The sequence below is a fragment of the Marinimicrobium koreense genome (assembly GCF_003762925.1).
Classification (GTDB): domain Bacteria; phylum Pseudomonadota; class Gammaproteobacteria; order Pseudomonadales; family Cellvibrionaceae; genus Marinimicrobium; species Marinimicrobium koreense.
Map to the genome: position 1 here is coordinate 1,954,134 of NZ_RJUK01000001.1, position 21,225 is coordinate 1,975,358.

The 21,225-nt window shown below is 60.6% G+C and carries 19 protein-coding genes and 1 tRNA gene; 3 read left to right on the plus strand and 17 right to left on the minus strand.

The genetic code is table 11. The annotated features are described in order from the left end of the window. Nucleotides 1-73: 73 nt before the first annotated feature. Nucleotides 74-424 carry a PilZ domain-containing protein gene (locus tag EDC38_RS08530; RefSeq protein WP_024461082.1) on the minus strand — a complete coding sequence of 117 codons (351 nt, stop codon included), beginning with the start codon at nt 422-424 and terminating at the stop codon, nt 74-76. Next, on the minus strand, nt 417-2,759 hold the full coding sequence (locus EDC38_RS08535; RefSeq protein WP_123638136.1) for a DUF1631 family protein: 2,343 nt from the start codon (nt 2,757-2,759) through the stop codon (nt 417-419). The genes EDC38_RS08530 and EDC38_RS08535 overlap by 8 nt, the downstream gene beginning before the upstream one ends. Nucleotides 2,760-3,395: 636 nt before the next feature. On the opposite strand from EDC38_RS08535, the gene EDC38_RS08540 reads away from it, so the two are divergent. Together EDC38_RS08540 and EDC38_RS08545 are read left to right on the plus strand one after the other, a co-directional pair. Beyond that, entirely contained in the window at nt 3,396-3,977 is a 582-nt protein-coding gene (locus EDC38_RS08540) for a sigma-70 family RNA polymerase sigma factor (protein WP_024461084.1), read from the plus strand. Next, entirely contained in the window at nt 3,974-4,684 is a 711-nt protein-coding gene (locus EDC38_RS08545) for a ChrR family anti-sigma-E factor (RefSeq protein ID WP_123638137.1), read from the plus strand. The genes EDC38_RS08540 and EDC38_RS08545 overlap by 4 nt, the downstream gene beginning before the upstream one ends. Nucleotides 4,685-4,812: 128 nt before the next feature. Here the strand turns inward: EDC38_RS08545 and pnp are convergent, their stop codons facing one another. The 8 genes from pnp to EDC38_RS08585 form a co-directional block, all read right to left on the minus strand. Continuing rightward, nucleotides 4,813-6,945, minus strand: coding sequence for a polyribonucleotide nucleotidyltransferase (gene pnp / locus EDC38_RS08550; protein WP_123638138.1), 2,133 nt, complete (start codon nt 6,943-6,945; stop codon nt 4,813-4,815). Nucleotides 6,946-7,170: 225 nt separating this feature from the next. Continuing rightward, nucleotides 7,171-7,440 (minus strand): 30S ribosomal protein S15, encoded by a 270-nt coding sequence (gene rpsO / locus EDC38_RS08555; RefSeq protein ID WP_024461087.1) that lies wholly within the window; start codon nt 7,438-7,440, stop codon nt 7,171-7,173. A gap of 133 nt (nt 7,441-7,573) precedes the next feature. Continuing rightward, the gene (truB, locus tag EDC38_RS08560; RefSeq protein ID WP_123638139.1) at nt 7,574-8,539 is read right to left on the minus strand and encodes a tRNA pseudouridine(55) synthase TruB; all 966 of its coding nucleotides are present in this window, start codon (nt 8,537-8,539) and stop codon (nt 7,574-7,576) included. Beyond that, on the minus strand, nt 8,539-8,934 hold the full coding sequence (gene rbfA / locus EDC38_RS08565; RefSeq protein ID WP_123638140.1) for a 30S ribosome-binding factor RbfA: 396 nt from the start codon (nt 8,932-8,934) through the stop codon (nt 8,539-8,541). The genes truB and rbfA overlap by 1 nt, the downstream gene beginning before the upstream one ends. Nucleotides 8,935-9,031: 97 nt before the next feature. Continuing rightward, complete coding sequence (infB, locus tag EDC38_RS08570) at nt 9,032-11,758, minus strand: translation initiation factor IF-2 (RefSeq protein ID WP_123638141.1); 2,727 nt, start codon at nt 11,756-11,758, stop codon at nt 9,032-9,034. Nucleotides 11,759-11,823: 65 nt separating this feature from the next. Then, nucleotides 11,824-13,296 carry a transcription termination factor NusA gene (nusA, locus tag EDC38_RS08575; protein WP_123638142.1) on the minus strand — a complete coding sequence of 491 codons (1,473 nt, stop codon included), beginning with the start codon at nt 13,294-13,296 and terminating at the stop codon, nt 11,824-11,826. A 35-nt stretch (nt 13,297-13,331) separates the two neighbouring features. Continuing rightward, the gene (rimP, locus tag EDC38_RS08580) at nt 13,332-13,793 is read right to left on the minus strand and encodes a ribosome maturation factor RimP (protein WP_123638143.1); all 462 of its coding nucleotides are present in this window, start codon (nt 13,791-13,793) and stop codon (nt 13,332-13,334) included. A 294-nt stretch (nt 13,794-14,087) separates the two neighbouring features. After that, nucleotides 14,088-14,164: transfer RNA gene (locus EDC38_RS08585), tRNA-Met, on the minus strand. A 210-nt stretch (nt 14,165-14,374) separates the two neighbouring features. On the opposite strand from EDC38_RS08585, the gene EDC38_RS08590 reads away from it, so the two are divergent. Beyond that, nucleotides 14,375-14,788: a DUF4399 domain-containing protein gene (locus EDC38_RS08590; RefSeq protein ID WP_123638144.1), complete on the plus strand. Its 414-nt coding sequence runs from the start codon at nt 14,375-14,377 to the stop codon at nt 14,786-14,788. A 45-nt stretch (nt 14,789-14,833) separates the two neighbouring features. On the opposite strand, the gene EDC38_RS08595 is transcribed toward EDC38_RS08590, so the two are convergent. The 7 genes from EDC38_RS08595 to bioB form a co-directional block, all read right to left on the minus strand. Next, nucleotides 14,834-15,016: a DUF3094 family protein gene (locus EDC38_RS08595; protein ID WP_246004368.1), complete on the minus strand. Its 183-nt coding sequence runs from the start codon at nt 15,014-15,016 to the stop codon at nt 14,834-14,836. Nucleotides 15,017-15,124: 108 nt separating this feature from the next. Continuing rightward, on the minus strand, nt 15,125-16,150 hold the full coding sequence (locus EDC38_RS08600) for a putative metalloprotease CJM1_0395 family protein (RefSeq protein WP_123638146.1): 1,026 nt from the start codon (nt 16,148-16,150) through the stop codon (nt 15,125-15,127). 15 nt (nt 16,151-16,165) lie between these two features. Continuing rightward, entirely contained in the window at nt 16,166-16,411 is a 246-nt protein-coding gene (locus EDC38_RS08605) for a hypothetical protein (protein WP_024461096.1), read from the minus strand. Nucleotides 16,412-16,559: 148 nt separating this feature from the next. Continuing rightward, nucleotides 16,560-17,243, minus strand: coding sequence for a dethiobiotin synthase (gene bioD / locus EDC38_RS08610; protein WP_123638147.1), 684 nt, complete (start codon nt 17,241-17,243; stop codon nt 16,560-16,562). 27 nt (nt 17,244-17,270) lie between these two features. Next, entirely contained in the window at nt 17,271-18,884 is a 1,614-nt protein-coding gene (bioC, locus tag EDC38_RS08615) for a malonyl-ACP O-methyltransferase BioC (RefSeq protein WP_246004369.1), read from the minus strand. Continuing rightward, complete coding sequence (gene bioF, locus EDC38_RS08620; RefSeq protein WP_123638148.1) at nt 18,881-20,074, minus strand: 8-amino-7-oxononanoate synthase; 1,194 nt, start codon at nt 20,072-20,074, stop codon at nt 18,881-18,883. Before bioF ends, bioC begins: the two co-directional genes overlap by 4 nt. 3 nt (nt 20,075-20,077) lie before the next feature. Next, nucleotides 20,078-21,139, minus strand: a complete 1,062-nt coding sequence (bioB, locus tag EDC38_RS08625; RefSeq protein ID WP_123638149.1) for a biotin synthase BioB — start codon at nt 21,137-21,139, stop codon at nt 20,078-20,080. Nucleotides 21,140-21,225 lie beyond the last annotated feature (86 nt).

A 21,225-nucleotide genomic window follows, 5' to 3' on the forward strand; every position in this document is an offset into this window, starting at 1 on the left:
TTTTACTTTTATGGAAGTCTACTAGTATACAAGAAGCCGATGCAGCCCACGCCGCTATGCGCAACCGGAACGGTTACGCCAACGGCTGCCCCAGGCGCTGGATCAGGGTCTCGATGTCTTCCAGCGCCTGCGGGGAGGCGTCGATGATATTGAAGCCTGACCAGTGTTTGCCATTATGGTCGGCGTTGCGGGTCCAGAGGCAGTCCACTCCCAGGTGGATGCTGTTGCGACCATTGAGGGTTTCCGGCAGGTGCAGATCCAGTTTGTACAGCTTGTCCTCATCCAGAGGCTGATCCCCCATGATCATCAGACCGTGGGCGTTGATGTTGACCAGGCGCCCGAGATACAGGTCCCGCAGGTTGTCATAGACATCCACCGCTTCATCAATTGCATAGCGCGCCCATTGCCGCTGATGATCAATCATTCTGTGCTTCCTCCTGGGAGTGACCACCGACTTTGGCATTAAGCTGCTGGTAGATGTTTTCCAGGGCACGCTCAAAGAAGGGCTTGGTGCTTCCGGCAATAATCCGGGCCCGACCGGCGATCATATCGCGGGCCAACTGCAACCCGGAGTTCATCGCCACTTTGCGCCCCTGCTGATCCACCAGCATGTAGTGCAGGGTGCGCTTATTGTACCAGGCGACTTTCAGGCGTCGGCCACCCTCATACTCGAACCAGGTACCAAATTCGATCATTTTAAGATTGTCGACAATCTTCTGCTCTTCTTCGGTCACCGGTTCGTTCGCCACCCGACTATGTCCGGCCTTTTCGGCGGCGATACTCTCCAGCTTGGAGCGCATGGGTGCCGGGGCGGGCTCGGGACGACGACTCTGCAGCGCCATTTTCTGCAGCGAGGCGACCGCTTCGAGCAGTTTCTTGCCCTTGCCCTGATCGTAGCCGATGGTGTCAAAGCCGGATTGCAGCGCCCGGATGACCTGATCCTGAATATCCAGTTGGCGGGTTTTATCCGCCTCCAGGGTCTTGGGCTCCAGGGTCCAGAGCAGCTCGTCCATCACCTTCAGGCACTGCCGCCAGCTATCGGCATTTTCGCCGTAGCGAAGAATCACAAACGACAGGTAATCGGACCAGGGCTGCAGCAGCAACAGCAGCACCGCCGAGGGCAGTTCACGATTGTCGGTGCGCTTGCGCACTTCGTCGTTGACCCGCTGTTTGGCTTCGCGCAGCTTTTCCTCGCCCTGGACTTTCTCCAGCGCGCGGCGCTCCATCAGTTCCTGACGGCGCGCCAGGTTATGGGTATAGGCATTGAATTCGAGCAGCACCTCAGCAAACAGACGAACGTCGTTCTTGAACTCGGCCAACAACCGGAACACCGTGGTTTTGATCTTGTTGTACATGTCGTACTGGCTGGTGCCATCGTTGCTGACCCAGCGGGCCCCCGCCTCGGCGAGGCTGTTGAGCAATACCCGCGCCGGATGATCAGTCTGCTCAAAAAAGTCCTTATCGATAAAGGCCATTTTGAGAAACGGGGTGTGTAGGTAGCTGAGCAGCGCCTTGACCGAATCCGGCAGATTGTCATCCGAGAGCATGTATTCGAACAGCAGGCCTACCAGGTCGATCGTGTCCAGATCGCTGGGGTCGACGGTTCCGGGCTCATCGCTCTCGGCCGCCACCTGGGCCAGCATCTGCTGGCTGACCGTCTGAATCGATTGCGGCGTGGTGACCAGCCCGGCCTCGTTCTGGGACGCGGCCGCCTGGGTCTGGCTGAGTGCTTCGGCCTGCAGACTCTGCAGAACCCCCACCAGTTGTTGGCTGCTGTAGGGCTTGCCCCCTCCGCTCGGGTAGGGGGTGGCGCCCACGGCTGGCTCGCCGGCGGGACCTGACCCGCCGGGGGCTCCTCCGGTCGGGGCCACCTGGTGGGCGATATGGTTCTGCAACAGCCGGATGGCGTTGTAGAGCCCCGCCTGGTACTGGGTGTCGGCGGGAGTGGCGGTTCCACTGAGAAGACGGTCCGAGGCGCGCCGCTGGGGCACGCCGTCCTTCATGGGCACCTCTTCCCCGGCGTCGGGCTGTTCACTGGGCTCGGCGCCCTGGGGCGAGTCATCCACCAGAGCGGTATAGCGCAGGTTGGGAAGCAGGTTTTCCTCGATAAAGTACTTATTGAGCTCCTCATAGAGCTCATCCAGGGCGCCAATGACCTCTTTATCAAAGGTTTTGTAGCCAATGATTTTGGTTTTGTTATCGAGCGTGATATTGAGCAGGGCTTTGCGCAGCGCCTCGCAGAACTGCACCGGGCTGACCGGGTTGCTGCGCTCGTCGATTTTTTCCCCGCCATTCAACAAGGCCAGACGCTGCTGCAGCGCCCAGAGCTGACCGGCAAAAAAGCTGTCGGCCCGATGGGTAATGGAGGTGATCGCGATGGTCTCCTCGAGATCCGAATGCTCCACCAGAGCGAGCATGTCGCCGCTGAAGCGCTCCTCGCCGGTGAGGGTATTGAGCATCCGGTTTTTGAATTTGACGAACCCATTGCTGAGGCGTTGGCCAATATCCTCTTCCAGCTCGTGCTGGGAGGCCTCGATCATCCGCTTGTATTCGTACAGGGCCATCTGCTCCTTGTTGGAGCGCGCCCGTTCGGCATAGTCCTCCAGCCGAGCGCACCACTCGCGCCAGAATACGGGCAGCACCCGCTGGGCATAATCCATCATCAGGCTGCGGGCGTGCTTGAGGTGCTGCACCACCTGGGGGTCGTTCAGGCTATCCGGCGCCGATGCTCCGGCTCCGCTGTGTCGGGGGTCAGTCATGTTTTCTCCAGTGGTCGTTTCCGTGATCGTCACTGTTATTGTCCTCATCGGCAGATCATCCGGGATCCCGTGTCGTACCTACCCTGGATCGCCCTGGCATCAGGACGCTACCGCTTGCGGCGCAAGTCGGTTCTGGGACTTGCCCAAGCCCCACGAAAGAGGCTTCCCATAAGCATAGGTAGGGACTTGCCAATGTGCCACAGCGTGCGACATTTGTCACATTTTTCAGGCCGTTGGCCGCAAGGTGGCGCGCGCGGGATGAGCCGGAGGGCGAAGGGAGGTAAAAAAAGCCCGGTCAAGACCGGGCGAAAGGGCTAGCTCGCAGATTAACGGGGGTAACCCGTCAGACTCTGGAGGCGGGACGCTCAGAGTGCCGGGATTACCCGGAGAAGCGAGACAGGGTGCATGCCGATCTCCTATACTCTGTGATAGCGCTTGTGTCTTCAAATACGGGCGATTTCGCCCCCCGGATCACCGGTTCGGGGATTTTGTGTTCCAGGCAATGATCCGGACTCCGCGCACCTCCGTATATGGGTTTATTCCGTTGTTCTGCCCCCCACTGGCGGAGCCCCGGCCGAATCCGAAAAGAATAGAGGACGAGCGAGGCGCTGTATGTTGCGGACTAAGGCACAATCAATGAGTAAAACAGGCCCCGGTAACGGGGAGGGCCCCGATTGGGGGGAACTGCTGGGTCGGGTCGCCCACCATGGCGACACTGCCGCGTTTCGCAAGGTGTATGACCACTTCGCGCCCAGAATCAAGGCCTATGCCATCAATCAGGGGATGAACCAGCAGGCCGAGGAGCTCGTTCAGGAAGTCATGACCAGCGTGTGGCGAAATGCCGACAAGTACCGCGACTCTCTGGCATCCGCCTCGACCTGGATTTTCACCATTACCCGGAATCAGCGCATTGATCTGCTCCGTAAGAAGGGCCGTACCAAGGCTGAAATGACGGTGGATACGGAAGAGTTGTGGCAGATCCCCACAGAGGACACCACGATCCGGTCCATCGAGGCGGGCTCGACAGAGAAGAAGATGAAGGAATCCATCCTTGAGCTGCCGGAAGATCAGATGATTGCGGTGCGCAAAGTCTATTATGAAGGTAAGACCCACCAAGAGGTGGCGGAAGAGTTGAACGTCCCCCTGGGAACACTGAAAGGCCGCCTGCGGCTTTCCATGAAAAAGTTAAGAGTGATGTTAGAGGCGACAGAACTATGAGTGCACATCATCCCGACGACCTGACCCTGCTGGAGTACTCCGCCGGCAGCCTGGGGCTAGCACAGGCACTCGCGGTGTCCGTACACCTTGGGTATTGTCTGCAATGCCAGAGCCAGCTGCGCAAGCTGAACGCGCTCGGCGGCGTATTGTTGTCGGAAACCCGCCCCGCCAGTGTGGGGGCCAATGATGACCAGATTCCGGAGCGCAGCGATGTGCAGAACGAGTCTCTGGACAAGGGCTTCGAGCAGTTGATGGCACGCATCGGTTCTGAAGAGCCGCGCGCGGAAGCGCCAACCGGCACGTCAGTCTCCAAGCGCTACCATAACCCCCTGGAACGCTACCTGCCGTCCTCGCTGGATGAGCTTGACTGGCAGCAGCAGACCCGCGAGATTGCCAAGTACGATCTGACCAATGTGGTGGATATGGGCAGCGCCCGGATCACCCTGCAGCGCATCAAAGCCGGCGCCAAGGTGCCCGTGCACACGCACCGGGGCAACGAGTTGACTGTGGTCCTGAAAGGCGGGTTTTCCGATGAGCTCGGCGTGTATCATGCCGGGGACTATATCGCGCGGGACCCGAGCCACCACCACAGCCCGACGGCGCTGCAGAATGAGGATTGCATCTGTCTGACGGTGTTGGATGCGCCGATGCGGTTTACCGGGCCGTTGATGCGGTGGTTGAATCCTTTGTTGGCTTGGAAGGCGTAGGTGTATTGGTGACGGCGGATGCGGCGTTTTACCGCTGCGCTCGGCCCCTACACGACCTTTTAAGCATCGCCGTCCATAAAAAAACCCGCCGATTGGCGGGTTTTTTTATGGGTAACTCACCGGGAGGGTTACTCCTCGGTGGTTTCCTCGCTGGAGGCCGGAGCGTCCGCTTGCGCGTCGGCGTTGGCTTCCTTGATAGACAGTTTGATGCGGCCGCGCTGGTCGACGTCCAGACACTTGACCTTCACCATCTGACCTTCTTTCAGGTAGTCGCTGACCGCATTCACGCGCTCATCGGCGATCTGGGAGATGTGTACCAGACCGTCTTTACCCGGCAGGAAGTTGACGAACGCACCGAAGTCGACAATACGGACCACTTTGCCTTCGTAGATCGCGCCAATTTCCGCCTCGGCGGTAATTTCTTCGATCTTGGCCACAGCCGCCTTCAGCGCGGTGCCATCGTCGGCGTACACTTTCACGGTGCCGTCATCGTCGATGTCGATGGACGCACCGGTCTCTTCGGTGATGGAGCGAATGGTCGCACCGCCTTTACCGATGATGTCGCGGATCTTGTCCGGATGCACTTTCAGGGTTTCAAAGCGCGGCGCATTGTCGCTCACGGTTTCGCGGGACTTGCCCAGCACCTTGTTCATTTCACCCAGAATGTGCAGGCGGGCGCTCAGGGCCTGCTCCAGAGCGATTTCCATGATCTGCTCGGTAATGCCCTGGATTTTGATATCCATCTGCAGCGCGGTGATACCACTGGTGGTACCGGCCACTTTAAAGTCCATGTCACCCAGGTGGTCTTCATCACCCAGGATATCGGTCAGAACGGCGAAACCGTCATCGTCTTTCACCAGACCCATGGCAATACCCGCCACCGGCGCCTTCAGCGGCACACCGGCATCCATCAGCGCCAGACTGGCGCCACAGACGGAGGCCATGGAGCTGGAACCGTTGGACTCGGTGATTTCACTGACCACACGCAGGGTGTAGGGAAATTCGTCTTCTTTGGGCAGAACCGCGCCCACACCGCGACGGGCCAGACGGCCGTGACCGATCTCACGACGACCGGTACCGCCCATACGACCACACTCGCCTACTGAGTAGGGCGGGAAGTTGTAGTGCAGCATGAAGGGGTCTTTGCGCTCGCCTTCCAGAGCATCGATGATCTGGGAGTCGCGGGCGTTACCGAGGGTGGCCACGACCAAAGCCTGGGTCTCACCACGGGTAAACAAGGCCGAGCCGTGGGCCTTGGGCAGGACACCCACTTCCACTTCAATCGGGCGAACGGTGGCGCTGTCGCGGCCGTCGATACGGGGCTCACCGGCGATGATGCGCGAGCGCACCAGCTGCTTTTCCACGCTGGCGAACAGACCTTCGATTTCGCTGGCGCTGACACCGGACTCCTCGGTGGCCAGTTGTTCTACCGCCTGGGAGCGCAGCTCGGACAGCTTGGCATAGCGCTCGGCCTTGTCGGTAATGCGGTAGGCTTCGCCGATACCGTCTTTGAAACCGGCTTCGACTTTTGCCTTGAGTTCGGCATTCTGCTGGACCGGAGTCCAGTCCCAACGGGGCTTGCCACCGTCACGGGCCAGCTCTTCACAGGCCTGAATCACCACCTGCATTTCCTGGTGAGCGTACAGAACCGCACCCAGCATGATGTCTTCCGGCAGCTCTTTGGCTTCGGATTCGACCATCAGAACCGCGTCTTTGGTACCGGCAACCACCATGTCCAGCTCAGAGCCTTTCAGAGCAGCGTAGTTGGGGTTGAGCAGGTAGCCATTGTCCTGGGTGTAGCCCACACGAGCGGCGCCGATCGGGCCGTCGAACGGAATGCCCGACACGGCCAGACAGGCGGAGGTGCCGATCATGGCCGGGATATCCGGATCCACTTCCTTACAGGTAGACATGACGGTGCACACGACCTGCACTTCGTTCATGAAACCTTTGGGGAACAGCGGACGGATCGGGCGATCGATCAGGCGGGAGGTCAGGGTTTCTTTCTCGGAGGGACGACCCTCGCGCTTGAAGAAACCGCCGGGAATTTTACCGGCCGCGTAGGCGCGTTCCTGATAGTGCACGGACAGCGGGAAAAACGGTTGGTCCGGCTTGGCCTCTTTGGCCCCTACCACGGTACACAGAACCGAGGTGTCACCCATGGTGACCATGACGGCGCCGGTTGCCTGGCGGGCAACACGCCCGGTCTCCAGGGTGACGGTTTCGCCGCCGTACTGAAATTTCTTGATGATCGGATTCACTCTTCTATCCTTCTCTTCTTCACTTTCGTTCAATTGTGTGCGGTCACGACTCGGAATAATTCAAAGCAAATACTTCAACATAGCCTGGAAACAATTCGAGTTGTCGTGCAAGCGACTGGTGGCTCGCGGGGGATACAGTATTCGCCGGAGCCGGTTTTACAGCCCTCCGGCCCACCGGGGCCGAAGAGCGGAAAAAAATGTGCCCGCAAAGCGGGCACAGAACTCTTACCGACGCAGACCCAGTTTCTGAATCAGGTCAGCATAACGCTTGGTGCTCTTACCCTTCAGGTAGTCCAGCAGCTTACGACGCTGGTTAACCATGCGGATAAGACCGCGGCGCGAGTGGTGATCCTGTTTGTGATCTGCGAAGTGCTCCTGCAGCTTGTTGATGTTGATGGTCAACAACGCTACCTGAACTTCCGGAGAACCGGTATCACCTTCAGCCTGCTGGTACTCTTTAACCACTTCAGCTTTTTCTGCAGCACTCAGTGCCATAATCATTTCCTCTTGTAATATGCCGTAAAAAGAAACAGCCGCACCCGCGCATATTTACAGGTGGGTTGTGTACCCGAAGCCGAGGCTCCGGGGTTGCCGGCTTGCGCCGGCGAACGCTGTCATTCGCCGAGAGTCACTGGGGCACGCTGGCGGCCACCAGCCGCTTGGGCGCCACCCGACCCTCGTCGTCCAGCTCGCCAAGGCCCAGAAATCGGGGTTCTTCCGAGCTCGCGGTGCTTTCACCGAAGACCCGCACCATATCACCTTCATCGCCCAGACGGTAGACCTGGGGGTCCATCACCGGGTTGCCCTGGCGGAAGTAGTAGGCACTGTCGGCGGGCAGTACCAGTGCCGGCAGGGCCGCGACCGGGGTGTCCGCCGGGAGCAGGTGGTGGTCCAGCAGCTCCGCCATGCCCTCGCCCCGCTCCGCCTCCAGCGCTTCCAGGCTGACGGCGTTGGCCACATCGAAGGGCCCGCTGCGAGTGCGGTGCAGCCGCTCCACCCGGGCGCCGCAGTCCAGTGCCTGGCCCACGTCTTCCGCGAGGGTACGAATATAAGTGCCCTTGGTGCAGAGGACTTCGACGTCAATCTCCGCCTGGGGGCCCGGCCGAAAGTCCAGCAGGTCGATCCGGTGAATGGTCACCGGCCGGGGCTTGCGCTCGACCTCTTTACCTTCCCGGGCCAGTTTGTACAGCGGCTGGCCGTTGAGTTTGAGCGCCGAGAACATGGGCGGAACCTGCTCAATATCCCCAACAAACTGCTCCAGCGCCCGCTCTACCTGTTCGCGGGTCACGCCCGAGGCATCGGACTCGTGCAGCACCTCACCCTCGGCATCACCGGTGCTGGTGACCACACCCAGGCGAAACGTGCTCTGGTAACCCTTCTCCGCATCCAGCAGAAACTGGGAAAATTTGGTGGCCTCACCAAAGCACAGCGGTAACAGCCCGGTGGCCAGGGGATCAAGACTGCCGGTATGCCCCGCCTTGGCGGCGAAAAACAGCCTTTTGGCCCGCTGTAATGCATGGTTGGAGGACATCCCGGCAGTTTTGTTCAGCAGCAGTACGCCGTCAATCGGACGACCTTTGCGACGACGCGCCATCAGGCCTCCCCGTCGGACTCATCGTGGTGACGGGCCTTGTCATCCGCCACGGCCCGATCGATCAGGTTGGACAGCTCCTGACCACGAATGGCCGTCTTGTCGTACAGAAACTGCAGGCGCGGAACCGTGCGCATGTTCATTTCTTTGGCCAGCAGGGTGCGCAGGAAGCCCGCGGCACCGTTCAGACGCTTGGCGCCTTCCACGCCCTGCTCGTCGCTGTCATTGCCTACGAAGGTGACGTACACCTTGGCGAAGGCCATATCACGGGTCACGGTGACATCGTTGATGTTTACCATCCCGATGCGTGGGTCGCGGATTTCCTGGGGAATCAACTGTGCCAGGAGCCGCTGGATCGCATCGGACACCCGGTCCGAGCGGGTAAATTCTCTGGGCATTGCCAGCTCACCTCATATCTGATCGTGTTGCGCTATAAGACAGGAATGCCCCGGCGACTCTCATCACCGGGGCATGCGCTATCGAGCGGTGGGTGAATTACAGTTGACGGGCAACTTCCTTCACTTCGAACACTTCGATCTGATCACCGACCTTCACGTCGTAGTTCTTCACGCCAATACCGCACTCCATGCCGTTACGCACTTCGTTGACATCGTCTTTGTAACGACGCAGGGATTCAAGCTCCCCTTCGAAGATCACCACGTTATCGCGCAGAACGCGAATCGGCTTGTTCCGGTACACGGTGCCTTCGGTCACCATACAACCGGCGACTTGGCCGAACTTGGGCGAGCTGAACACTTCGCGTACATCGGCAATACCGACGATGGTTTCGACACGCTCCGGCTCGAGCATACCGCTCAGGGCGCTCTTCACGTCATCCAGCAGCTGATAAATGATGCTGTAATAGCGAATCTCGACGCCTTCGTTCTCAGCCAGACGACGGGTACCGGCCGGCGCCCGGACGTTGAAACCAAAGACAATGGCACCGGAGGTCAACGCCAGGTTGACATCGTTTTCGGTAATGCCGCCGACACCGGAGGATACGATGTTGACCTGCACTTCCTCGTTGCCGATTTCCATGAGCGAAGACTGGATGGCTTCCAGCGAGCCGCGCACGTCCGCCTTGACCACGACCGGCAGAATTTTCTTCTGGTCGCTTTCCATATTGGCAAACATGTTTTCCAGCTTGGCCGCCTGCTGACGCTGCAGCTTTTCCTTACGCTCTTTGTCAGCGCGGAACTCGGCAACTTCACGAGCCTTACGCTCGTCTTCCAGCACGGCGAAGTCATCACCGGCACTAGGGGCATTATCGAGGCCCAGGATCTCAACCGGCGAGGACGGCCCGACGGACTTGACCTGCTGGCCCAGCTCGTTGGTCATGGCGCGCACACGGCCATAGCTCTGTCCAGCCAGCACCAGGTCGCCGTGGTTCAGGGTGCCCTGCTGTACCAGCAGAGTCGCCACGACACCGCGGCCCTTCTCAACGCGCGATTCAACCACCACGCCCTGAGCCGGCGCATCTTCTACCGCTTTGAGCTCCAGAATTTCGGCTTGCAGAGACACGGCTTCCAGCAGCTCATCGATACCGGCGCCGGTGTGGGCCGAGACTTCGATGAACTGGGTATCACCGCCCCACTCTTCCGGAATCACTTCCTTCGCGGCCAGCTCGTTCTTCACCCGCTCGGGGTCGGCGTTTTCCTTGTCGCACTTGTTGATGGCAACCACGATGGGTACACCGGCGGCCTTGGAGTGCTGAATCGCCTCTTCGGTCTGGGGCATCACGCCATCGTCGGCGGCCACCACCAGAATCACCACGTCAGTACACTGGGCACCGCGGGCACGCATGGCGGTAAACGCGGCGTGGCCGGGGGTATCCAGGAAGGCGACTTCGCCCTGGCTGGTTTTCACCCGGTAGGCACCAATGTGCTGGGTGATACCACCGGCTTCGCCGGAGGCCACCTTGGTTTTACGAATGTAGTCCAGGAGCGAGGTCTTGCCGTGGTCGACGTGACCCATCACGGTCACCACCGGGGCGCGCGGCTTACCTTCGCCCTGCACCTTCACTTCCAGCTCTTCCTCGAGCTTGTGCTCGATTTCGTCTTCGCTCTTGAGCACCGCGTTGTGGCCGTACTCTTCGACCAGCAACTGGGCGGTATCCTGCTCCAGTGGCTGGTTGATGGTGGCCATAACGCCCATTTTCATCAATTGCTTGATCACTTCGCCCGACTTGACGCTCATCCGCTGGGCCAGTTCGCCCACAGTGATGGTCTCGGGAATTTCTACGTCGCGAATAATCTTACCTGTCGGTTTTTTGAATGCGTGTTTATTAGAGGCTTTGTGGGCCGCGCGAACACTGCGGCGACGAGCCAGAACCTCTTCGGATTCCGTTTCATCTTCCACCATCGCATAAATATCGGCCTTGGAGTTCTTCTTCGGGCCCATGGAACGCTTGCCCTTGCCGCCAGCGCGCTTGCGATGCTTGTTACCTTCTTCCTCATCAAACGGCTTACTGTGACGCTTTTCTTTCTTGCCGTGTTTGGTGTCTTCCTTTTCGGCCGGCGGCGCCACCGGTGCTGCCGCAGCCCGCTCTGCACGAGCTTCTTCCTGGGCACGACGCACTTCTTCAAGCGCTTTCAGCTCGGCTTCGCGCTTGGCTTCTTCCGCTTTGCGACGCTCCTGAGCGCGAATACGGATTTCTTCCGCGTCGTCGACAAAGGACGGACGCGTCGGCTCCGCCGGGGTCTCTTCGGACTTAGCCTCTTCGGTCTTGGCCTCGTCTGCAGGCGCTTCCGCGCTGCTCTCGGCCTGTTCGGCACGAGCTTTGGCTTCCGCTTCTTCCGCGGCTTTCGCTTCGGCCGCTGCTTTCTCTTCAGCCAACTTGCGTGCGCGAGCTTCTTCGGCCGCCGCATTTTCCGCCGCTATCTTCTCGGCCTCCAACGCCTCTTCCTCGGCCTGCACTTCTTGAGGATCGCGCTTGACGTAGGTGCGCTTCTTGCGCACTTCCACGTTTACCGTCTTGCGCGCCGCGCCACTACCGGTTTTCAGGGTAGTGGTGGTTTTGCGCTTGAGCGTAATCTTCTTGGGCCCGTCCGAAGACTCCCCATGGCTGGTCTTGAGGTAGGTCAGCAACGTTTGCTTTTCCTCGTCAGACACCAGTGCGTCTTCGGTTTTCTGGCTCAAGCCGGCCTCTTGCATCTGCTTCAGCAGACGCTCGACCGGTGCGCCCACAGATTTGGCGAGTTCGCTAACTGTTACTTCTGCCATTGTGTATCCTCAGTGTTGTTCGTTGCCCGCGGTACTCGACCTGAATCAATTTAACCGTTCAGGAATCAGGCAAACCAGGGCTCGCGCGCCTTCATGATCAGCGCCGCTGCGCGCTCTTCATCCATGCCGTCGATGTCCAGCAGGTCATCAATAGCCTGTTCAGCCAGGTCTTCCATTGTGACGATACCGCGGCCCGCCAGCGTTTTCGCCAGGGCCTCATCCATACCTTCCATATTGAGCAGGTCATCCGCCGGCTCTGAGCTTTCTTCCGAGGCCAGGGCCTGAGTCAGCAGCGCGTCTTTGGCACGCGCACGCAACTCTTCGGCAATGTCTTCATCAAAACCTTCAATGGCGAGCATTTCATCCAGCGGTACATAGGCCACTTCTTCCAGGGAGGTGAAGCCCTCTTCCACCAGAACGCCAGCCACATCTTCGTCGACATCCAACGCATTCATGAACAGCTCAATATAGCTGCCGGATTCCTCTTCCTGCTTGGACTGCCACTCTTCCACGCTCATCACGTTGATGTCCCAGCCGGTCAGCTCACTGGCCAGGCGGACGTTCTGACCACCGCGACCAATGGCCATGGCAAGATTGTCTTCCCCGACCGCCAGGTCCATGGAGCCAGTGTCTTCATCCACCACGATGGACTCAATTTCGGCCGGCGACATGGCGTTGATCACGAACTGCGCGGGGTTGTCGTCCCACAGCACGATGTCCACCCGCTCGTTGCCCAGCTCGTTGGACACGGCCTGAACGCGGGAACCGCGCATGCCCACACAGGCACCGACCGGGTCGATGCGGCCATCGTTGGTGTTGACGGCGATCTTGGCGCGCAGGCCGGGATCCCGTGCGGCGCCCTTGATCTCGATGACTTCTTCGGCAATTTCCGGCACCTCGATCTTGAACAGCTCGATCAGCATTTCCGGGCAGGAACGGCTCAAGAACAGCTGCGGCCCCCGCGTTTCATTGCGGACATCCTGCAGCAGAGCGCGCACGCGATCACCGACCCGGAAGATCTCCCGACCGACCAGTTGGTCCCGTGGCAACAGGCCTTCGGCATTATTGCCGAGGTCCACAATGATACTATCGCGCGTCACTTTTTTCACGGTGCCGCTGACCAGCTCACCGACCTGGTCGCGATACTCTTCCACCATCTGGGCGCGCTCGGCTTCCCGAACTTTCTGTACGATCACCTGCTTGGCAGTCTGGGCGGCAATCCGGCCAAACTCGACGTTTTCGATTTTCTCGCGGCAGATATCACCCACCTTGAGGTCGGGATCTTTTTCAGCCGCCTCTTCAGTGGTCAACTGGGTGCCCAGCTCGGCCACCACATCATCACTGACCACCTCCCAGGTACGGAAGGTTTCATAGTCGCCGGTGGCACGATCGATCAGAACTTCAATATTCGAGTCCTCATCAAAACGCTTTTTGGTTGCCGTGGCCAGCGCAGTTTCGATGGCCTGGAAAATAATTTCTTTTTCCACACCTTTTTCATTTGACACCGCATCGGCGACCAACAAAATTTCTTTGTTCATGAGCTTGCCTCGTTAAACTCCTTCACCGCACTTAATTAAAAGCGTGGGACCAAATTCGCTTTTTCAATCGACCCGATCGACAGCGTGTGCTCCGCACCATCCACTATCAAGACTACCGAGTCCCCCTCAACCGCCTGTAATTGACCTTTGAACTTGCGCCGACCCGCGACCGGGGCCCGGGTCTTCAATGAAATCACTTCACCGATATAGTGCGCATATTGTTCGGGCGTAAACAGTGGCCGATCCATTCCCGGCGATGACACCTCGAGGGTGTAGCGGTTGGTAATGGGATCTTCCACATCCATAAGGCTGCTCACCTGACGACTGACCCGTTCGCAGTCTTCCAGATTAACGCCTTCCTCACCCGGGCGATCAATATAGATGCGCAGCGTGGAGTAACGCCCCTGGGTCAGATACTCCAACCCCCAGAGTTCACACTCCAGCGCTTCAACAACGGGCGCGATCAGCGCGTGCAGCTGTTCCTGTTTGGACGCCATGAAATCGGTTCACCTGTGTGGCGGGGTGCCGCCCTGAAAAATAAACGCCGGGAGCGATGTAAACGCGTCCGGCGCGGGCCCGCAGAGCAACTGCCACGAAGGGCAGTTACAAAAAATGGGCCAGAGGCCCATTTTCGAAACTGCGGCCACAGGCCTCTGTGGCGGGGGTGCACCCCTTTTTACAAATACAAAAAAGCCCCATGACAGGGGCTTATTCGAGCGCCGGCTTCTTTTCGGACCGACTGGGAAAGCTGAACACCGTATAAAGGTCACTCATCAACTTTCCAAAATAAGTGGTAGCGGGGGCTGGATTTGAACCAACGACCTTCGGGTTATGAGCCCGACGAGCTACCAGACTGCTCCACCCCGCACCTTCAACTCGGTGGCACTGCCTAACCGAGGTGGCGAATTATAGGCATACACCCAGGGTGGGTCAACCCCAATTTCAACTTATTTCAAATACTTGCGCCATTAAGCTTCTTTACACTTGAGCATCCGGCCACGGTATCGAGCCGTATCCTTAACACCTATAATGACGCCATCAGGTTTCATTCCCATGACCCAATGCACGGAGGTTTTCGATGACACATCTACTACGCACTTTACTGGGCACCGCCACCCTTGCCCTGGCGGCGCTTTCCGCCCAGGCCGACAGTCCCAGCGCCTATATCATTTCCCCGAGCGATGGCGCTACGGTCACCAGCCCGGTCACCGTGAAATTCGGCCTCAAGGGCATGGGCGTGGCCCCGGCGGGCGTTGAGCGGGACAATACCGGGCACCATCACCTGTTGATTGACCTGGAGACACTGCCCGACCTGGACATGCCGATTCCGGCGGACGATCAACACGTCCACTTCGGCGGCGGCCAGACCGAGACGACGGTGGAGCTGGAGCCCGGCGAGCACACGCTGCAGCTCCTGCTGGGGGACCACCTGCACCGTCCTCACGACGAGCCGGTGGTATCCGAGAAGATCACCATTACGGTCAGCGAGTAACGTGCACGCAACCGGCGCCCCACCAGGGCGCGCCGGTTGCGTCACTCAGACCACGCCCTGAATACGGGCAATCATAAAACTCACCCCGCTGAGCATCGTCAGCACCAGCAAAATCACTCCCAGTAACGTCCAGAGCCGGAACGGCTTGCGCTCGACACTATTCACACCCCGACGGGTAACCGCATCAACGCGCGCCTGATCTTCCGGGGTCAATTGAGGGTTATGCACTGCCTGCCTCCACGAGTACATCATTCAACTGGAGCACCGACTCGGCGGCACCAAGGCAGACAGTATAGAACGGGAAACGGGCCGGCAAAAGCGGTGGTACGACGGGACTTAAATACGCTGATCCAGGCGATTACCGGATTTATCCTCACTGGTCAGGCCGCTGAGACCGACCAACTGAATGTAAGTGTTGATATTGCGCTGACGGGCATCCTCAACCAGCTCGCTGCGGCGGTTTTCCCGCTCCGCCTCTTCACGCTCACGTTCCGTGCTGAGCTCATCGCGCCGCGCACTGGATTCGCCCTCCTCATCCGGAGATGCGCGCTTTTCTTCAGCCTCTCGCGTTTCCATCTGGCGCAATTCGGCGCGCGCCTGAGCTTCCATTTGCGCCGCCTCTGCAGCCACCCGCCGATCAGTATCGGAGGGCTCGGCTGGCGCATAGGCCGCGCGCCGGATCTGTTGCGCTTTTTCAATGGTCGCCTGGGGGTCGTTCGGTATCCGGCTGGTATCGATGGGGACTTCCCCCGACACCGCATAGGAGACACCATCGGGGCCGCGCACGAAGTCATACTGAGGGGCACCGGCATAACGACCGCCGAGGGCCGCATGAGCCTGCTCGTGCTGACGAACCTCACGATCCCGAGCGGCCAGCTCGCGGATTTCGGCCTGGGTCTCCAACGCCTGCTGCCTCTCCCGGCTCTCGCGGAAAGCGCTGCGAGGATCATCGGATGAGGCGCTGGCCGGCGACACCTCGCCTGGATCAGCCGTCGACTCTGCGCCCTGAGCCCCAGAAGACTGTCCGGCACTCGCCTCGGACGCCAGGGCCGCCTGCCCGGAAGCGGACAGTGTGACCCGGTCGCTGCGATTGGTTTCAACGGGAGGCGGCTGATCGGTCTCTGGAGCGCTGGAGCGAATACGCGGGTCGCGGCTTTCCTGCTGTTGCCACTGCTGATCCGTTTCTCCGGGGCGCTGATCGGGGGAGCGGAAGTTCTCGCTTCGGGCGGTTTCGGCCGACTCCTCCAGCGGCTGAAGGCTGGAACCTCTGAGATCCTCGGTTTCCTGTCCCACAGGCGCACGTCCGGCGGGCACAAAGGGCGCCACGGCGTTGGCAAAATTGGAGGGGATGACCGAGGCCATGATTGAAGGTGGCTATCAGGCCATGGTATCAATCAGCCGACCGACATTTTCATCGGCGGCTTCAAGCACCCGGGCGTTACTGTCAAACACCTGCTGCTGGGCCTCGATATTGATCAGAGGCTCCACGATCTGCAGGCTGGAGGCCGATTCGGTCGCGGGCACGGTGCCCGACTGGACGATCTGCTGCGCCGAGCTGGTCATTTCAGACTGACTGCGCTGCATACCGATCAAGGCCTGATTGACGGCAGAACCAATTTCCATCGTGTACCCCCTTTCACTGCGGCCCGAGAGGCCGATCTGAGAACTCTGACCTTGCTAGTTTAGCGCGCCAACTGACCAAAAAACAATCAAGACCGGCAATTTATCAGAGTTTTTTGCAGTAAAACGGCCATTTATAGAACCGAACGAACTAACCGATCAGGGGGTCCAGGTTCAGGTGCTCGGCAACGGCAGCGGGGGTCGGCGAAGACAGTGTCGGTACCCAGCCAAGAAACGGCGCTCGCAGGCGTTGCCCAAGCGCGTCCACATTCTCCCGCAGACGCGGCATATCCGGGTCCAGCACGTTGGCTACCCAGCCGGCCAACGGCAAGCCATCGCGGGCAATCGCCTCGGCGGTCAACAGCGCGTGATTCAGGCAACCCAGGCGCACCCCCACCACCAGAATGACCGGCAAGTTGAGCTGTCGGGCCAGATCCGCCAGGGTTTCAGCCGGATTGAGCGGCACTCGCCAGCCCCCGGCGCCCTCGACGACGGTAAAGTCCGCCTGCCCCAGAACACCGCGGCAATAGCCTGCCAGACGATCGGTCGACAGGGGCCGCCGGGCTTCCAGCGCGGCAATGTGGGGCGCGATGGCCGGCTCGAGGGCCACGGGGTTGACCTGCTCGTAATCGAGGGGCGGATTGACCACCGACTGCAACAACAGGGCATCCTCGTTGCGCAATCCGTCCGGGGTCCGCTCACAGCCCGCGGCCACCGGCTTGAGCGCCGCCGTGGTCAGGCCCCGACTGTTGGCGGCCTGAAGCAGGCCGGCTGCGATACAGGTTTTACCCACACCGGTGTCCGTGCCGGTGACAAAAAACGCGTGTTTTGCCATGGTGTATTGATCTCTTGCAGAGTCTGGTTAATGAGGCTTGCGCGCTGCGGCGTAGTACACCTCGTAACTGGCGGGCAGAAGTCCGTCCTCTCGGAACGGCTCGTAGGCTGCCTTGAGCGCCTGAATTTTCTGCCGCCCGGTGAGCCCTTCCGGCTGCCCCCGGTTGACATTGTGCGCCCCGAGCGCCTTGAGCTCCCGGGTCAAGTCGGCCAGCGCCTCGTAGCGCAGCACCCGTTCCTCCCGCAGCCACTCGGTGCTCTGAAACCCCGCCTGGCGCAGCGCCTCGTCGACCGCGCGCTGGGGAGGAAAGCGGTTGACGTGAACGTAGCCGTCTACCCGCTGCCAGGCGCTTTTCAGCTCCCAGAGCGTGCGCGGCCCCAGGGTGGAAAACAGCAGCCGCCCGCCCGGTTTCAGCACCCGCTGCAATTCGCCGAACAGGCTCGGCAGGTGTTCACACCACTGGACCGACAGGCTGGAAAAAACCAGATCCACGCTGGAATCGGCCAAAGGTAACTCCTCGGCATCACCACACAGCCACAGGGCCGGAATATCGCGCTCCTGACGGGCAAAGCGGAGCATACCCTCGGCAATATCCAACCCGATCAGTTGCGCATCGGGGAGCCGGTGAGCCAGCCGCTCGCCGAAGTAGCCGGTGCCGCAGCCCAGATCCACCAGGGTTTCCACCACGCCAAGGTCCTGCCCTCCCAGCTGATTCAACAGCGTCTCTCCCACCGCGCGCTGCAGCCGCGCAACACTGTCATAACTGTTGGCCGCCCGACTGAATGAGTGAGCGACCCGGCGTTTATCCAGTTGCCCGGTGGTCAGATTCAGAAAATGCAGCACGGCCTCTCCCACCCGCTCTGGCTCACTCCAGTGCATGGCGTGCCCCGCTCCAGCCACCACGGACACCCGCTGGCGCTGGTTGAGTGCCGGTAGCTGACCCGCGGCGGCCAAGGGAACCAGAGCGTCGTGCTCGGCATACAGGTGCAGACCGGGTTGACGCAGTTGCTCGAAGGCACGGGCATTATCCAGATCGGACAACAGCGTCAGCGCCTGGCCCCATTGAGGCCGAACCTGTTCGGGCTCCGGCTGAAGGTTTGCCAGCGCTGCGCGCACCTCCCGCTCGCGCTGATCACCATGGGCAACCAGGCCAAGAAACCGCTTCAGCCCCTTGACGGGGGCGCGCTCGAAATCGCGCTTGAACCGCTCGTTGGTGGCCGGAGCCATGGCCTCTGGCCAGCTCGCATCCGCCACAAAGCGCAGATTGCTGGCAAGGGTGATCACGCGGGTGATGCGCTCCGGCCTCCGGGCGGCCAATGCCACCGCGAGCATGCCGCCAAGTGACCACCCCACCAGAGTGGCCTGCGCTGGCAGGCTCTGATCAATGGCATTGAGTACGCTATCGAGCGAGAAATCGGCACCGGCCGGACTGTCGCCAAAGCCCGGCAGGTCCAGTGCAATGACATCGCTGTACTGACGCAACCAGGGCAGCAGGGGTTCCCAGCTGCGGCTGTCAAAACCCCAGCCGTGAAGTAGCACAAGGGGCTCGGCCGAGGTCGATACGAGCGCGGGAAAGTGATGGGCGGCCAGTGGAGCATCGAGCTCCCGGGGCGCACTCAGGGGAATCATCGGGTCTGTCACGGCGCCTCCACCGACGCAAATTCATGGAGACTGTCCGCCAGCGCGGACAGCAGCCCGGCCACCTGTGCCCGGGAGTGGCTGGCACTCAGGGTCACTCTCAGTCGGGCACTGCCTTTAGGTACGGTGGGTGGGCGAATAGCGACCACCCAGTAGCCTTTCTGCTCCAGGGCGGAGGCCAGGGCGAGTGCCCGGCGGTCATCCCCAATCAGCACCGGCTGGACCGCCGTGCGGGAGTCCATCAGGGTAAGCCCGAGGGCGCGCGCGCCATCCCGGAACTGTGCAATGCGCTCATTGAGCTCCGTCCGACGCCAGGCCTCCTCCTGAACCAGCCGCAGGCTCGCCCGGGTCGCCGCCGCGACCGCCGGTGGCAACGCGGTGGTGTAGATGTAGCTACGGGCAAACTGGATCAGCGTTTCAATAAGGGCCTCGCTGCCCGCCACAAACGCTCCGGCGGTGCCCAGTGCCTTGCCCAGAGTCGCCATATAAATCGGCACCTGCGCTTCGGCCACGCCCTGAGCGTCCAGGGTGCCCGCGCCGCGCTCGCCCAAGCAGCCGAAGCCGTGGGCATCATCCACCATCAGCCAGCCGTCGTGCGCATTGGCGACCCGGGCGAGATCGACAAGTGGGGCGCAGTCACCGTCCATGCTGAACACGCCGTCCACGGCCACCAGGCGACGCCTGGCATCAGAGCCCGCGAGGCGGCGCTCCAGGTGTTCCGGGTCATTGTGGGAAAAGCGCTGGAAACGGGCCCCGCTCAGCAGCCCGGCATCGAGCAGTGAGGCGTGGTTCAGGCGGTCTTCAAAAATGCCGTCGCCCTTGCCCACCAGGGCAGTCACCGTGCCCAGGTTGGCCATGTAGCCGGTGGAAAACAGCAATGCCCGCTCGCGGCCACAGAACGCCGCCAGTTCCTCTTCCAGGGCATGGTGCTCGCGGGAGTGGCCGCAGACCAGGTGAGAGGCTCCACTGCCCACCCCCAGATCATCGGCGCCGGCTCTGAATGCCTTGATGACATCCGGGTGGTTGGCCAGGCCCAGATAGTCGTTGCTGCAGAAACCGACCAGGTGGCGGCCATCGACCACCACCTCGGGGCCCTGCGGGGAGGCCAGCGTCCGACGCTGGCGATATAGAGACTGGGCCCGACGAGCCGTCAGTGCGGGCCCGAGCGCCGCATCCAGAGAGGCGTGGGGCACGGCTTACTTGGCGGCGTTGTAGAAGTATTGGTCGTTGCGCGCCTCTTCCAGCGCCCCGGCCAGCTCGACCTCATCCTGCTCGGCTTCGTCGATATGCACTTCGCGCTGCTCGGGCTGAATCCCCAGGCGCTTGAACAACTGCATGTCCTTATTGGCTTCCGGGTTAGCCGTCGTGAGCAGTTTTTCGCCGTAGAAAATCGAGTTGGCGCCGGCCAGGAAGGCCATGGCCTGCATCTGGTCGTTCATCTCCTCGCGTCCGGCGGACAGACGGACATGCGACTGAGGCATCAGAATCCGGGCCACCGCAATGGTGCGGATAAACTCGAAGGGGTCCAGGTCTTCCTCTTCCGCAAAGGGTGTGCCGGCCACTTTCACCAGCATGTTGATGGGTACCGACTCCGGGTGGTCCGGCATGGTCGCCAGTTGCTGCAACAGACCCGCGCGGTCGGTCTTTTCTTCGCCCATACCGACAATACCGCCACAACAGACTTTCATGCCGGCCTTGCGAACGTTGTCCAGGGTTTCCAGACGATCCTGATAGGTACGGGTGGTGATCACCTCGCCGTAATACTCGGGAGAAGTATCCAGGTTGTGGTTGTAGTAATCCAGGCCCGCCTCGGCAAGGGTTTTTGCCTGCCCTTCGTCGAGCATCCCCAGCGTCATGCAGGTTTCCAGGCCCAGGGACTTGACCCCTTTGACCATGTCCGTGACGTAGTTAAGGTCCCGGTTCTTGGGGCTGCGCCAGGCGGCACCCATGCAAAAGCGGGTGGCGCCGCTGGCCTTGGCGGCCCGGGCTTCTTCCAGCACTTTCTCTACCGCCATCAAACGCTCGCGCTCCAGACCGGTGTCGTAGCGGGCACTCTGGGGGCAGTATTTGCAATCTTCCGGGCAGGCGCCGGTTTTGATCGAGCACAGGGTGCTGACCTGCACTTGATTGGGATCGAAGTGGGCGCGGTGCACGGTCTGTGCCTGAAACATGAGGTCGCTGAACGGCAGGTCAAACAGGGCGAGAATCTCGTCCCGGGTCCAGTCGTGGCGAATCGGCGGTTGTGCGGTGGCGTTCATGGTTCGATCCCGGTGTGTTTGAGGTCCAAAAGCCCTCTATAGTAGCGGCCCACAGGCCGCTGTCAACCAAAATGCCCTGATCGGGT

Excerpts from the sequence above, each read along its gene's own strand:
- EDC38_RS08540 (WP_024461084.1), top strand. The coding sequence starts at position 3,396 with ATGAGTAAAACAGGCCCCGGTAACGGGGAGGGCCCCGATTGGGGGGAA.
- EDC38_RS08535 (WP_123638136.1), bottom strand. The coding sequence starts at position 2,759 with ATGACTGACCCCCGACACAGCGGAGCCGGAGCATCGGCGCCGGATAGC.
- rimP (WP_123638143.1), bottom strand. The coding sequence starts at position 13,793 with ATGGCGTCCAAACAGGAACAGCTGCACGCGCTGATCGCGCCCGTTGTT.
- EDC38_RS08605 (WP_024461096.1), bottom strand. The coding sequence starts at position 16,411 with ATGGAAATTGGTTCTGCCGTCAATCAGGCCTTGATCGGTATGCAGCGC.
- EDC38_RS08590 (WP_123638144.1), top strand. The coding sequence starts at position 14,375 with ATGACACATCTACTACGCACTTTACTGGGCACCGCCACCCTTGCCCTG.
- rbfA (WP_123638140.1), bottom strand. The coding sequence starts at position 8,934 with ATGCCCAGAGAATTTACCCGCTCGGACCGGGTGTCCGATGCGATCCAG.
- EDC38_RS08545 (WP_123638137.1), top strand. The coding sequence starts at position 3,974 with ATGAGTGCACATCATCCCGACGACCTGACCCTGCTGGAGTACTCCGCC.
- rpsO (WP_024461087.1), bottom strand. The coding sequence starts at position 7,440 with ATGGCACTGAGTGCTGCAGAAAAAGCTGAAGTGGTTAAAGAGTACCAG.
- infB (WP_123638141.1), bottom strand. The coding sequence starts at position 11,758 with ATGGCAGAAGTAACAGTTAGCGAACTCGCCAAATCTGTGGGCGCACCG.
- EDC38_RS08530 (WP_024461082.1), bottom strand. The coding sequence starts at position 424 with ATGATTGATCATCAGCGGCAATGGGCGCGCTATGCAATTGATGAAGCG.
- EDC38_RS08600 (WP_123638146.1), bottom strand. The coding sequence starts at position 16,150 with ATGGCCTCGGTCATCCCCTCCAATTTTGCCAACGCCGTGGCGCCCTTT.
- bioD (WP_123638147.1), bottom strand. The coding sequence starts at position 17,243 with ATGGCAAAACACGCGTTTTTTGTCACCGGCACGGACACCGGTGTGGGT.
- truB (WP_123638139.1), bottom strand. The coding sequence starts at position 8,539 with ATGGCGCGTCGTCGCAAAGGTCGTCCGATTGACGGCGTACTGCTGCTG.
- bioB (WP_123638149.1), bottom strand. The coding sequence starts at position 21,139 with ATGAACGCCACCGCACAACCGCCGATTCGCCACGACTGGACCCGGGAC.
- nusA (WP_123638142.1), bottom strand. The coding sequence starts at position 13,296 with ATGAACAAAGAAATTTTGTTGGTCGCCGATGCGGTGTCAAATGAAAAA.